This window comes from Dactylosporangium sp. CA-152071 (assembly GCF_050936335.1).
In the GTDB taxonomy this organism is placed as follows: Bacteria; Actinomycetota; Actinomycetes; order Mycobacteriales; family Micromonosporaceae; genus Dactylosporangium; species Dactylosporangium maewongense.
Window position 1 is genome coordinate 6,455,390 of the sequence record NZ_JBNJMZ010000001.1, and the last position, 13,357, is coordinate 6,468,746.

General features: G+C 72.0%; 11 protein-coding genes. 9 read left to right on the plus strand and 2 right to left on the minus strand.

Translation table 11 applies throughout. The annotated features are described in order from the left end of the window. Positions 1 to 7 precede the first annotated feature (7 nt). From htpG to ACQEVZ_RS29040, 8 genes are read left to right on the plus strand one after another with little or no spacing between them, the layout of a single operon-like run. Positions 8 to 1,855, plus strand: coding sequence for a molecular chaperone HtpG (htpG, locus tag ACQEVZ_RS29005; protein WP_433372214.1), 1,848 nt, complete (start codon positions 8 to 10; stop codon positions 1,853 to 1,855). Beyond that, entirely contained in the window at positions 1,852 to 2,226 is a 375-nt protein-coding gene (locus ACQEVZ_RS29010; protein WP_344501259.1) for a nuclear transport factor 2 family protein, read from the plus strand. Before htpG ends, ACQEVZ_RS29010 begins: the two co-directional genes overlap by 4 nt. A 1-nt stretch (position 2,227) precedes the next feature. Then, entirely contained in the window at positions 2,228 to 3,391 is a 1,164-nt protein-coding gene (locus ACQEVZ_RS29015) for a phosphotransferase family protein (protein ID WP_433372218.1), read from the plus strand. A gap of 38 nt (positions 3,392 to 3,429) precedes the next feature. Then, positions 3,430 to 3,915, plus strand: coding sequence for a hypothetical protein (locus tag ACQEVZ_RS29020; protein WP_344501261.1), 486 nt, complete (start codon positions 3,430 to 3,432; stop codon positions 3,913 to 3,915). A 43-nt stretch (positions 3,916 to 3,958) separates the two neighbouring features. Then, positions 3,959 to 5,332, plus strand: coding sequence for a hypothetical protein (locus tag ACQEVZ_RS29025; protein ID WP_433372221.1), 1,374 nt, complete (start codon positions 3,959 to 3,961; stop codon positions 5,330 to 5,332). Next, the gene (locus ACQEVZ_RS29030; protein WP_433372224.1) at positions 5,329 to 6,987 is read left to right on the plus strand and encodes a VWA domain-containing protein; all 1,659 of its coding nucleotides are present in this window, start codon (positions 5,329 to 5,331) and stop codon (positions 6,985 to 6,987) included. Before ACQEVZ_RS29025 ends, ACQEVZ_RS29030 begins: the two co-directional genes overlap by 4 nt. Before the next feature lie 10 nt (positions 6,988 to 6,997). Beyond that, positions 6,998 to 8,110 carry an ATP-binding protein gene (locus ACQEVZ_RS29035; RefSeq protein WP_433372227.1) on the plus strand — a complete coding sequence of 371 codons (1,113 nt, stop codon included), beginning with the start codon at positions 6,998 to 7,000 and terminating at the stop codon, positions 8,108 to 8,110. Next, positions 8,107 to 11,085, plus strand: a complete 2,979-nt coding sequence (locus ACQEVZ_RS29040; RefSeq protein WP_433372230.1) for a DUF5682 family protein — start codon at positions 8,107 to 8,109, stop codon at positions 11,083 to 11,085. Before ACQEVZ_RS29035 ends, ACQEVZ_RS29040 begins: the two co-directional genes overlap by 4 nt. A gap of 81 nt (positions 11,086 to 11,166) precedes the next feature. On the opposite strand, the gene ACQEVZ_RS29045 is transcribed toward ACQEVZ_RS29040, so the two are convergent. Then, complete coding sequence (locus tag ACQEVZ_RS29045) at positions 11,167 to 12,174, minus strand: DUF1963 domain-containing protein (RefSeq protein WP_433372233.1); 1,008 nt, start codon at positions 12,172 to 12,174, stop codon at positions 11,167 to 11,169. 102 nt (positions 12,175 to 12,276) lie between these two features. Between ACQEVZ_RS29045 and ACQEVZ_RS29050 the strand changes: the two genes are divergently transcribed. Further along, a complete protein-coding gene (locus ACQEVZ_RS29050; protein WP_433372236.1) occupies positions 12,277 to 12,966 on the plus strand; it encodes a hypothetical protein in 690 nt (229 codons plus the stop codon). Here ACQEVZ_RS29050 and ACQEVZ_RS29055 read toward each other — a convergent pair. Continuing rightward, the gene (locus tag ACQEVZ_RS29055; RefSeq protein ID WP_344501268.1) at positions 12,963 to 13,331 is read right to left on the minus strand and encodes a winged helix-turn-helix transcriptional regulator; all 369 of its coding nucleotides are present in this window, start codon (positions 13,329 to 13,331) and stop codon (positions 12,963 to 12,965) included. The two genes, ACQEVZ_RS29050 and ACQEVZ_RS29055, sit on opposite strands and share 4 nt — an antisense overlap. Positions 13,332 to 13,357: the final 26 nt, after the last annotated feature.

Below are 13,357 nucleotides of genomic sequence, written 5' to 3' on the forward strand. Positions count from 1 at the left end.
ATCTCAGGTGAGCAGCGAAACGCTGGAGTTTCAGGCCGAGACGCGGCAGCTCCTGCAATTGATGGTCCACTCGATCTACTCGAACAAGGACATCTTCCTGCGGGAACTGATCTCCAACGCGTCCGATGCCCTGGACAAGCTCCGCATCGAGTCGCTGATCGACAAGGATCTGGAGGCCGACACCTCCGACCTGCACATCTCCCTCGAGGTCTCGGCCGAGGACCGGACGCTGACGGTCCGGGACAACGGGATCGGGATGTCCCGCGACGACGTCGTCCAGCTCATCGGCACGATCGCGAAGTCGGGCACGGCCGAGATGCTGCGCAAGATGCGCGAGTCGAAGGACGCCGCCGCGAAGCAGGAGCTGATCGGGCAGTTCGGGGTCGGGTTCTACTCGACGTTCATGGTCGCCGACAAGGTCACGCTGGTGACCCGGCGGGCCGGCGAGAAGGGCGGCACCCGCTGGGAGTCCGCCGGCGAGGGCACGTACGAGATCGAGCCCGTCGACGACGCGCCGCAGGGCACCTCGGTGACGCTGCACCTCAAGCCCGAGGACACCGACGACCAGCTGCACGACTACGCCGCGGACCGGAAGATCCGCGAGATCGTCAAGCGCTACTCGGACTTCATCGCCTGGCCCATCCGCCTCGGCGACTCCGACACGCCGCTGAACTCGATGAAGGCCCTCTGGGCACGGCCGCGCAGCGAGGTCAGCGACGAGGAGTACCACGAGTTCTACAAGCACGTCTCGCACGACTGGACCGATCCGCTCGAGACGATCCACATGAAGGCGGAGGGCACGTTCGAATACGAGGCCCTGCTCTTCATCCCGTCGCGGGCGCCGTTCGACCTGTTCATGCGCGAGGGCAAGCGCGGCGTGCAGCTCTACGTGAAGCGCGTCTTCATCATGGACGACTGCGAGGCGCTGACCCCGCAGTACCTGCGCTTCGTGAAGGGCGTCGTCGACGCGCACGACCTGTCGCTCAACATCTCCCGCGAGATCCTGCAGCAGGACCGGCAGATCCAGGTCGTGCGGCGGCGCCTGGTGAAGAAGGTGCTCTCGACGCTGACCGAGATGCGCGAGTCCAAGGAGAAGTACCTCGGGTTCTGGAGCGAGTTCGGCCGGGCGCTCAAGGAAGGCCTGATCGACGACGCCGACAACCGCGACGCCCTGCTCGACCTGCTCCTCCTGCCGTCGACCGCGTCCGGCGAGCTGACCTCGCTGCGTGACTACGTGTCGCGGATGAAGGAGGACCAGAAGGACATCTACTACATGACCGGCGAGTCGCGGGCCATGGTCGAGCACTCGCCGCACATGGAGGCGTTCCTCGCCAAGGGCTACGAGGTGCTGATCCTCACCGACCCCGTCGACGAGGTGTGGGTCGAGCGGATCACCGAGTTCGACGGCAAGCAGCTGCAGTCGATCGCCAAGGGGCAGGTCGACCTCGGCGCCACGGAGACGCCGGCCGAGCAGCAGGAGGAGTTCGCGCCGCTGCTCAAGTGGCTCGGCGAGAAGCTCCAGGACGACGTGAAGGACGTGCGGCTGTCCTCGCGGCTCACCACCTCGGCGGCCTGCATCGTCGGCGACGAGCACGACATCACGCCGACACTGGAGAAGATGTACCGCGCGATGGGGCAGGAGCTGCCGCGCACCAAGCGGATCCTGGAGCTGAACCCGACGCATCCGCTGGTCACGGGGCTGCGCTCGGCGTTCTCGGCCTCGCCTGACGACGAGGGGCTCGTGGAGACGGCGGAGCTGCTGCACGGGGTGGCGCTGCTCGCCGAGGGCGGGGAGCTCGCGGATCCCGCGCGCTTCACCCGCCTGGTCGCGGACCGCCTGGCGCGTTCGCTGTGACGGCCCCGTCGGAGGACGGCCTGCGGGCCGCCGAGCGCCGCCTGCAGGCCGCGCAGCTGGCCGGCGACGTGGCGGTGCTGGACGAGGTGCTCGACGAGCGCCTGGTCTTCACCGGCCCCGACGGGCTGCTGTACGGCAAGGGCGACGACCTCCACCTGCACCGCTCCGGCGAGCAGAAGGTCACGAAGGTCGAGGAGGAGGACCTGATCGTCCTCGTCCACGACCGGACCGGGGTGACCTGCTTCCTGGGTCAGCTCGCCGGCACGTTCAAGGGCACCTCGTTCGCGGCGCGGATGCGGTACACGCGGACCTGGGCCTTCGCCGAGGAAACCGGATGGCGGCTGGTCGCCGCGCACGCCAGCATGCTGTGACATGAGGACCGTCTCGCTTGTGCTCGTCTCGTCCGGCGGCGACGTGCTCGGCGCGTTGCCGCCGTTCGAGGTCGAGATACCGTGGTGGTCGGAGATCGCGTCGGTGGTCTCCGCCGCCCGTGCGCGGTTCGGGGTGACGGTCACCGTGCTGCGGCTGCTGTCCACGTCGCTGCCGGAGCAGCCGGGCGGGTCGGTCACGTATCTCGCTTCCGCGCCTTCCGCGCCTGCGGGCGTGCTGCCGTTCTCCGGCATGCTGTCGTCGCATCCGTTGCGTGCTGCTTACGCGGCGGTGGGCGGGCCCACACGGTCACTCGAATGGGCTTCGTCACATATTTCCGAAATCTCGGACATGGTGCAGGTGAAGACCTGGAACCTGTCGTCGCTGTGGCGGCTGGAGACCGGCGGCGACACGGTGTGGCTCAAGGAGCTGCCCGCCTTCCTGCGTGCCGAGACCGCCGTGCTGAGCTGGCTCAACGCGGTGGCGCCCGGCGCCGCGCCGACCCTGCTCGCCGCCGACGGCGAGGGCCGCCAGCTCCTGTCGCACCTGGACGGCGAGGACCGCTTCGGCGCGCCCGAGGCCGACCGGCTGCCGATGGTCGACCTGCTGCACGACCTCCAGCTGCGGTTCCTGCGGGACCAGCCGGTGCTGCCCGGCATCCTCGACCGCCGCGGCGGCCTCCTCCTGGAGCAGATCACCGCGGCCGCCACCCCCTGGCTCGGCCGGATCGACGGGCTCGAGGCGGTCCTCGACGCGCTGCCCACGCGGCTGGCCGCCGTTGCCGCGTGCGGGGTGCCGGAGACGCTCGTCCACGGTGACTTCCACCCCGGCAATGTGCGTTCTGCGGCTCATGTACCGCCGGCGGTGCTGGACTGGGGCGACGCCTACCTCGGGCATCCCGGGTTCGACATCCTCCGGCTGTGCGGCGGTCTCGAGTCGTCCGAGGCGCTGCTGGCGCGGTGGTCCTCGTTGTGGCGCGCCGCCGTGCCCGGCTGCGACCCGTCACGGGTGGTGACGCTGCTGCGGCCCGTGGCCCCGCTGCTCGGCGCCGCCGTCTACGCCAACTTCCTCGCTAATATCGAGCCAGATGAATGGCCATACCATGCCGAGGACGTCCCGAGCTGCTTGAAGGCCGCCGTCGGAAATTTTGTCGTACCGATGCTGTAGAACTACCGGCGTCAAGGATCGTCCGACGCTGGAGGTCGATGGCTGTGGACGTTGAGCGGCGCTCGGTAGCGCCCATCATCCCGCCGGTGAAGCCGCGCAAGCTGGCCAAGGTGCCGTTCGTCGAGCTGGCCGACGGGCGGTTGCAGGGGGTCGTGTCGAGCGGCTCCGACGTGGAGCGGGTCTATGTCTCCTCGATCGGGGCCGGCAGCCACGGCCTGAGCTGCAGCACCAACAACAACCGCCCCTGCGGTGGGCTGCGCGGGTCCTATCCGTGCAAGCACCTGCAGGCGCTGCTCGACGAGGCGGTGCTGCAGTATGGCGCCGACCGGGTCGCCCGCTATCTGCGCATCGACGCCGAGCCGGGCGCGAGCCTCGCCGGCGCGCTGCGCGCGCACCACGAGCCGTCCCCCGCGGCGACCGTGTTCAGCAGCTTCCTGCGCCACCTGGCCTATCTGGAGCTGCCCGACACCACGCAGCCCGTGCCCGAGCTGCACTGGTTCCCGTCGGTCGGGGCGGCCCGATGATGCGCTGTTCTTTCCGTCTCGCGCCCGGTCGGGTGGTCCGCTGATGCTTGAGACCCAGCTCGGCGCGTTGCTCGCCGACCCCGCCCCGGGCGTGCCCGAGGCCCTCGACCTGGCCGGCTCCGTCGACCATGCCCTCGCCGACGGGCTCGCCAGGGTCTCCCCGTCCGTGTTCACGGGCCTCGCCGACGCGTTCGCCGGCAGCCCGCTGCGCGACCGGGTCGCCGAGGCCGCCGACAAGATCGCCGCCGGGTCGATCTCCGACGAGCACCTGCTCGCCCTGGCCGGCGCCCGGTCGGCGCTGTTCGGCGCCGTCCACGACGCACTGCTCGCCCAGGCCGACGCGGCGCTCGGCCGCACCCGGCCGACGTGGCCCGCCCGCGCCGGCGACGACGTCGCGGCCGCCGGCAACCTGCTCGCGGGCAGCCGCTCCTGGCTGCGGGAGCTCGCGATCACCGGCTGGCGCGGCGTCGACCACGACCTGGTCACCACCGCCGGCCAGATCATCGCGGCGACCCTCGCCGAGCCGCGGCTGCGCCGCCTCGCGACGCTGCTCGACGGGCTCGCCGCGGAGCTGCGCGCGTGCAGCCCGATCGCCACCATGGACCGGCTGCCGCTGCGGCGCTGGGGCGACCTGTGGAGCCGCGCGATGCTCCTGGCCCAGGACGGCGGCCGGGCCACCGCGTCCGAGCCGGTCAGCGGCCGGCTCCTGCTGCTGGGCGCCGACGTCCACGAGCACGCGACCGCCGTGCAGATCCAGGTGCACGGCATCCTCGAGACCCCCGGTGCCGCGCCGCGCCTCGTGCGCACCAGCGTCGCCGCCCCGAAGGTCGACACGATCGTCGGGCCGGCCGTGTGGCGGCTGTTCGCGGCGCATCCCGTGCTGCTCGGCGCCCTCGCGGAGCGGCTGACCCTCGACGTCACCGACCTGCCGCTGCTCGACAGCGGCGACCTGGTCTGGAGCGACGCGCAGGCCAAGGCCGGGCCGCCCGCCGACCCGTTCGCCACCGCCCGGGTGCTGCTGCCCGGCGCGGTCGCACCGGCGGTGCCGCCGCTGGAGCGCCACCCGGCCCGCATCGGCGAGCCTGTCCTCGTCGAGGGCTATGCGGCCGACGGCGGCACGTTCACGCTCGGCGACCAGGCGATCGCCGTCGACACGACGCGGCTGCCGTCGTGCGGGCCGCTGACCCCGCAGCTCGTCGCCGCCTCGCAGGCCTGCATCGGCCTGCTGCGGTGGGACGGCGGCTGGTCGCTGCAGCCGGTCGCGGTCCTCACCATGGTCAAGCGCCAGCCCGTGGCGACCCACACCACCGACTGGGCCCTCGGCCCCACCGACCCGAAGGTCGTCAAGGCGGCCGCCGCGGCCGGCGACGCGGTCGCGGTCCTCCGCGAGCGGGCCGGAAGGTTGCTGCGCCGATGAGCGACGAGAACCGTCGCCAGGTCCTCTACTGGCGGATGCTGTCCCGGGTCTTCCAGACCGACGAGCAACAGGCGTTGGAGGCGGCGAGCGTCGCCATCGTCGAGGACATCGGCCTGCCCCCGGCGCTGCTCGACCCGGCCGTCTCCGTCGACAACCTGGTCCAGCGCCACCCCGAGCTGGCCGGCGCCTTCGACGGCCTGATGACCCCGGCCGACCCGACATCGGCCACTCCGGCGGGGCCTTCGGTGGCTACTGGTCCGGGCGCCTCCGCGGGCGCTGCGCCGGGCTCGCTCCCGGGCCCGCCGGCGGGCTCTGCTGCGGCTACCGGGCCGGACTCTGCTGCGGCCAATGGGCCGGGCTCTGCTGCGGCTACCGGCCCGGGCTCTGCAGTGGGGTCTGGACCGGGGTCGCCCGCGGGCGGTTCGGCGGGCACCGCACCCGGCGCGTCATCGGGCGGTTCGGCCGGCACCGGGCCGGAAGCCTCGGCGGGCGCCGGGGAGGACGCTTCGGGGGGCGCTGGAGCAGCGGCGTTGCCAGGCACCCCGGCAGGCACGGCTTCGGGCACCTCGCTGAGCGTGGTGGGCGCGGCGGGTGACGAGGTGCGGCGGGCGGCGCTGGTGTCCAAGCTGCTGATCAACGTGTTCGCGACCGGCAGCGGCAGTGTGAGCGCCGGGCAGCTGGCCAACTGGCAGGCCGACGCGGGGTGGTTCGAGCGGGCGCTCGGCATGAATCCCGGGGAGCTGCGCGGCAAGCCCAACGCCGGCGGGCTCGCCGGGGTGCTCGGCGGGCTCGAAGGCGACCTGGTCAAGCGGATGCACCTGCGGGAGGTCCTGGCCAACCCGGCGCTCGCCAAGCAGCTGACGCCGAGCATGTCGCTCATCGAGCAGCTGCTGCGCGACAAGAGCAACCTGTCCGGCGTCGCCCTCGCCAACGCGAAGGCGTTGATCCGCCGGTTCGTGGACGAGGTCGCCGAGGTGCTGCGCACCCAGGTGCAGCAGAGCAGCGCCGGCGTGATCGACCGGTCGGTGCCGCCGAAGCGGGTCTATCGCAACCTCGACCTCGAGCGCACCATCTGGAAGAACCTGACCAACTGGAGCCCCGACGACGAGCGGCTCTACGTCGACCGCCTCTTCTACCGGCAGACCGCGAAGCGCACCACCCCGGCGAGGCTCATCGTCGTGGTCGACCAGTCCGGTTCGATGGTCGACTCGATGGTCAACTGCACCATCCTCGCGTCCATCTTCGCGGGGCTGCCGAAGGTCGACGTGCACCTGATCGCCTACGACACGCGGGCGCTGGACCTGACGCCGTGGGTGCACGACCCGTTCGAGGTGCTGCTGCGCACGCGGCTCGGCGGCGGCAACGACGGGCCGGTCGCGATGGCGATGGCCCGTCCGAAGATCGCCGACCCGAGCAACACGGTGATGGTCTGGATCTCGGACTTCTACGAGTTCGACCGGTCGCAGCCGCTGCTGGAAGGCATCCAGGCGGTGCACCGCTCCGGCGTCAGGTTCATCCCGATCGGCTCCGTCAGCAGCGGCGGCCAGCAGAGCGTCAACCCGTGGTTCCGGCAGCGCTTCAAGGACATGGGCACGCCCGTGATCTCCGGCCACATCCGCAAGCTCATCACCGAACTCAAGAACTTCCTCGCATAGGAGACCCGACATGACCGACATGCTCCGCGCCCCCGCCGAGGTCAAGTATGCCGATGAGCTCGACTGGCTCGAGTCGATCGACGACGGGCCGAAGCCGTTCTCGTGGCGGTTGAGCCCCAAGATGGTCCGCCTGTTCGTGCTCGGTTCGGAGCGCGCGGACGGCCTCGACCGTGAGGTGTCGCAGAAGTGGTTCGGCGACCGCAGCTTCGTCGAGCGCAGCATCGTGACGCTCGCGTCCGACCGCGGCCTGCTGCTCATCGGCGACCCCGGCACCGGCAAGAGCTGGCTCGCCGAGCTCCTCGCGGCGGCCATCTCCCGCAACTCGACGCTCGTCGTGCAGGGCACCGCCGGCACGACCGAGGACCACATCAAGTACTCGTGGAACGTCTCGATGGTCATCGCCAAGGGCCAGTCCCGCGCCTCGATGATCCCGTCGCCGATCATGACGGCGATGGAGCGGGGCGTCATCGGCCGGTTCGAGGAGCTGACCCGCTCCACCAGTGACGTGCAGGACGCGCTGATCTCGATCCTGTCCGAGAAGTACGTGTCGATCCCCGAGCTCGACGACGACAACATCGTGTTCGCGCAGCCCGGCTTCTCGATCATCGCGACCGCGAACAGCCGGGACCGCGGGGTCAACGACCTGTCGTCGGCCCTCAAGCGCCGGTTCAACTTCGTGCGCATCCCCGTCGTGACCAACAAGCGCAGCGAGGCGGAGATCGTCCGGTTCCGCACCACAGAGCTGCTGCGCCGGCACCAGATCGAGCTCGACGTGCCGCCCAACCTGCTCGACATCCTGCTGCAGAGCTTCGCCGACCTCCGGACCGCGGCGGCATCGGCGACCAGTGACGACGAGAAGCTCGAGTCGGCGCTGTCGACCGCCGAGCAGATCGGCGTGCTGGAGGACGCGATCCTGCACAGCACGTTCTTCGGCGACCGGACCCTGCGGGCGCAGACCCTCGCCGGTTCGCTCGTCGGGTCGCTCGCCCGCCGCACCCCCGAGGACCTCGCGATCCTCAACAAGTACTGGCACGGCGTCGTCGAGCCGCGCAGCAAGCAGGACGGCGGGGACTGGCAGGCCTTCCTCGAAGGCGGCCGCGAGGCGATCGCCACCTTGTCATGAGCGAGCCGTTCGGGGCCTTGCGGCAGCAGCTGGTCGAGGCGGCGACGGCGTTCGCCGGCTCGCCCGGCGCCGTGCCCGGGATCCTCTCCGGGATCGTGGACGACGTCGACCGGGCGCTGCGCGAGGAGCTGGAGATCTTCCCGGTCTGCCACCACTCGCCGGCGTCCGCCCTCGCCATGGTCCGCAGGCTGCGCGAGAAGCAGCCGAAGGTGATCTACCTGGAGCTGTGCGAGGACCTGGCACCGCTGCTGACGGAGCTGCGCAACTGCCGGCTGCCGGTGGCGTTGCAGGCGTTCGCGTCGGAGCTGGACACGTTCCCGAAGGACTGGGGGCCGCTCAGCGTCATCGCGCCGATCACGGAAGCGTCCGCCGAATACCAGGCGATCGCGTACGCGCTGGAGACCCCCGGCGTCGAGCTGGTGCTGGTCGACCGCTCCACCGACCACGTCTTCCAGTGGCAGCCGCGTACCTCCGGCGCGTCCGGCGAAGAAACCCCGGCCGACGCCGAGCCGTCCGGCGCCGGGTCGGGTGTCGCGCCGTCCGAGGCCGACGCGTCGGACGCCGAGGACGCCGGCGCGCTGCACGGCGACGCGGTCGGCATCGAGATCGGCGACCTGCGGCCGCGCTTCGCCGAGCTGGAGACGCACCTGCTGCACCACGGCAAGGTGCGGCACTGGTCGGAGTGGTGGGACCAGTACGTCGAGCAGCCGCTCGTCGACGCCGACTACGCGACATACCGGCAGGTCATGGTGCTGATCGGCAGCCTCTTCCGGCGGCTGGCGCCCAGCGACACCGAGCGGGTCACGGTCGACGAGGACCGCGAGCGCTACATGTGGACCCGCATGCGCGAGCACCTCGCCACCTCCGGCGTCGACCGGGCCGACTGCCTGTACGTGTGCGGCGCCTTCCACGCCGCCAGCCGGGTCGAGCAGTTCGGCACCGGACCGGACGCGGCGCCGTTCGAGATCAGCCCACGCACCGCGACGAAGTGGCTGTACGGGCTGATCCCGTCCAGCCACTCGGCGATCGAAGGCCAGTTCGGGCTCGCCTCCGGCTCGGTGTCGATCGCGGCGGCGACCTGGGCCAAGGCGGTCAGCCGGTCGAAGCTCGCCACGTTTCAGCTCGAGGGGCAGCGCGGCGGCAAGAAGAAGCCCGCCCGCCCGGCCGCCGCGCCGGTCGAGACGGCTCCCGTCGCCGACCAGCTGACCCAGTTCCTGGCCAGCCCGCCCGACCTGCACGGGTTCGACGAGGAGGAGCTGCTCGGCTGGTCCGTCGACATCGTCCGGCTGGCCCGGCGCAACGGGTACCTCGCCAGCACCGCCGACGCGATCGCCGTCTTCGAGACGTCGATCCTGCTCGCCGGCATGCGCAACCGGGCGCGGCCCACGCCGTACGACTTCCAGGACGCGGCCGTCACCTGCATCGAGAAGGACGTGGTCCCGGGCCGGCGCGACGTGCGGCGGCTCTGCGAGATCCTGCTCGGCGGCGACCGCGTCGGCCAGGTCGGCTACGAGGCCCTGCCGCCACTGGCTCGCGACGTCTACGACCGGCTCGCCCCGATCGGCCTCGACCTGCGCAAGAGCACGGTGCAGCGGGCGCTGCTCGACCTCAACGGGCAGCCCGAGCTGGTTCCCTGCTCCCATCTGCTGTGGATGCTGCGGTACCTGCTGCCCGACGGCGCCGTCCGGCCGATCATGGGCTCGCGGCGGCTCGGCGAGCGGTCGGTCCAGGAGAGCTGGGACCTCTCGATCGGCAAGCATCAGCGGTTCATCATCGAGCTCGGCTATGAGGGCGTCACCGTCGAGCAGGTCGTGGAGCGCAGGCTCCGCCGGTCCGTGTACGCGCCCGACGCGACCGCCGCCGTCGCCCTGCGCGCCGTCGAGGACTCGATCCTGTTCCTCGGCAGCCGCAGGTTCACCGACGAGCTCGGCGCGCGGGCCGTCGAGCTGCTCTCCGCCGAGCGCACCGTCGACGACGCCCCCGACGTCCTGCGGCGCATCCGCCGGCTGCTGGCGCACTACCGGTCGACCGAGCCGGAGCTGCCGTCGTGGTGCGCGTCGTTCGTCACCACCGGCTACGCGCACTACTGCACGCTCCTGCCGACCGCGTTCGTCGACGACGAGACGGGGGTCCGGCAGGTCGGCGCGATGCTCGGCTTCCTCTTCACCATGGAGGGCCTGGCGCTGTCGCTCGGCTGCGACCGGGCCCAGCTGGAGCTCGCCGTCCGGCAGTCGCACCCCGAGTCACCGGCGAAGGTCGCGCTGCTCTGGGCCGCGCAGCACCAGCTCGGCCTGCTGCCCCTGGCGGACCTGCGGGCCCGCTGCGCCGACCTGCTGGGCAACCCGCTCGTGGTGCCGACGTTCCCGCAGTACCTGAGCGGGTTCGTCCAGGCGCTGGAGCCGGTGCCGAAGCTGGCCGCGTTCGTGGTCGAGGTGATGTCGGACGCGTTCGCCCACCTGCCCGACCCGGTCCTGCTGCCGTGGCTCCCGACGCTCATCACCACGCTGCGCGACCAGGCGGGCGAGCTCGTGCCCGTCCTGATCCGCGAGGCCGGCCGGACGTTCCCCGGCACCCTGCCCGCCGTCGACGCCTGGGCCCCGCCCTGGACCGTCACCGCGCCCGCCCCGGGTGCCGCGGCCCACGGCGGCGGCGCCATCGGCGGCCTCGGTGACCTGGTCGGAGGCGGCGACGGGTTCGGGCCCGGGTCGGAGCGGTGGGACGCGGCCGTGCCGGTCATGCGGCTGCTCGCCGGGCACCCTTCCGCGGCTGACGGGATCGCCGGCCTGCTCGGTGTCCCGGGCGACGGCGGCGAGAGCCCCGGCTGGTCGGACCTCGAACTGCTCGCGGCGTCCGCCGCCCCGGGGCAGGCGTCCGCCGCGGGCTTGGCGGGTCCGGGACCGTCCGCCGTGCGGGCGCTGCTCGCCGACCACCCAGCGACGGGGGAAGCCTTGGAGGCGCTCTTGGCGGTGGGGTGACAGCGAGCCGAGTCGGTCGGGGCTACGCGATCTCAAGGTCGCGGCGGTGAGGCGGCTCGGTGGCGAGGCCGCGCGGTCGGGCTACGCGATCTCGAGGTAGCGGCGGGCGGCGGTGAGGCGGCCGGTGGCGAGGTCGGCTTCGGGGAGCCAGAAGGAGACGTTGACGACCTCGCCCCAGGCGGTGCCCGGCTCGGCCTCCAGCTGGAGGAGCGGGCGCAGGCCCGGCAGGTGCAGGAACGCGTCCCGCTGCCAGCCGAGCACCTGGTGGCGGGGCGGCCGGCCGGCGGTGTCCTCGGCGTGTTCGCGGGCGGTCATCGCGGCGACCGGGTCGAGGGCGAAGACGTGGGCGAGGGCGGGCGCGTCGTACGGCGGGACGGACCCCACCCGGTCCGCCGCCAGGCACAGCGGCGGGACGACCCAGGTGCCCGGCGGTGCGGGGCGTGGGGGCAGCCCGGCCGGGACGTGCAGGACCCGGCAGCCGTCGTCGAGGGCGTCGCCGAACTGGCCCTCTGCGGCGGAGAACCCGTCGCTAAGGAGCGGCCGAAGGTCCTCGAACCGGTCGGCGGTGGAGCGCTCCTCGCCGGGGAACGGCTGCGCGTCAACGAACCGGTCGGCGGAGGGCTCGTCGCGGGAGGACGGCGGCGGGTTCTTGAACCGGTAAGCGGTGGAGGGCTGCGCGTCCCCGGACCGGCCGGCGGCGGACGACTCGTCTCGGAAGAACCGCTGCGGGCCGGTGGCGGAATCGTTGCGGGGGAACGGCTGCCCGTCCCCGAACCGGCCGGCCATGGAGGAGTCCCTGAACCGGTCGGCGGTGGAGGAGCTCCCGAATCGGGCGGCAGCTGGGGGCTCGGCGTGGAAGAAGAGCAGCTCGCCGGTGCGGGGGAGGGTCCAGGTGTCCGGGAGCACGGCGGCGAGGTCGGCGCAGTCGAGGCGGGCGAGCAGGACCATGGGGGTGCCGTGGTGGGTGGGCCAGTCGGTCCCGCGGGGCAGGCCGGGCAGGCCCCCGTAGCGGTGGGATCGGGTCGCGGCGGCTTCTGGGATCACCGTGAGGGCAGCCGCCGGCTCGATCAGGGACTCGAACAGGTGCATGCTGGGAACCTCGCGGGCGGGGAGGTGCGGAGCGGACAAGCGGCGCGGCAGGTGGCGCGGCGCCGGGAAGCGGAACTGGCACCGGGACTTTAGCGTGGATGTATGGACTCCTCGGCCATCGTCATCGGTGGTGTCGCCTGTTTCGGGGTGGCGATCGTGCTGATCGTCGTCACGGCGGTGGTGTCGGCGCGGCGGGAGCGGGAGCGGGTCGAGGCGCTGCGGGTGTGGGCGAAGCGGCACGGTTGGCAGGTCGTGGTGAGGCCGCAGGTCGACTGGGGACGGCGGATGCCGGGGCGGAACCGGCGGGGCGTGTCGCTCGCGCTGTTCGGGACGGTGGGCGGGCGCCCGGTGAGCATCGCCGACTATTCGTACACGACCTCGTCGACCTCGACGGATGCCAACGGGACGACGCACACCACGTCGACCACGCACCATCATGTCGCGGTGGTGGTGCGGCTGCGGATGCCGCGGCCGACGGTGGCCGTGCACAAGCGGGGCGGCGGGTCGAAGCTGTGGCGGTCGCTGTTCGGGGACAAGGCGACGGCGATCGGGTATGAGGCGTTCGACAGCGCGTACCGGGTGAACGCGAGCGACCCGAGCCTGGTCAGAGCGGTGATCGGCGGCCAGCTCGTGGCGGAGCACGTCGCCGGATGGCTGCCGGACTGGAGCGTCGAGGGCAACGAGCTGCTGACGTTCTTCCAGGGGCGGCTCGGCGCGCCGGACAACATCCCCGGGCAGGTCGCGCCGCTGCTGAGGGTCGCGGACCTGATCGAGACCCACGCCACGAGCTAGAGGGCGTCGTAGCGGGCCTGCGCGGCGGAGATCCCCGGCATCTCGGACTCCACGAGGTCGATCAGCTCCATGAGCTTCGTCGCGATCCGGCGGCCGGTGTCGGTGAGGCTGTACTCGACGCGGGGCGGGATCGTGCTCTGCACCGTGCGCAGGACCAGGCCGTCGCGCTCGAGGGCGTGGAGGGTCTGCGACAGCATCTTCTCGCTCACGCCGTCGACGCGGCGGCGCAGCTCGTTGAACCGGTGCGTGCCGCCCAGCAGCGCCGCCATCGACAGGATGCCCCAGCGGCCGGCGACCGTGTCCATGACGGGGCGCGACGTGCAGTTCCTGGCGAAGACGTCGAAGACCAGCTCCTCGTACGACATGAGACTACGGTAACTCAAGGTTTGCA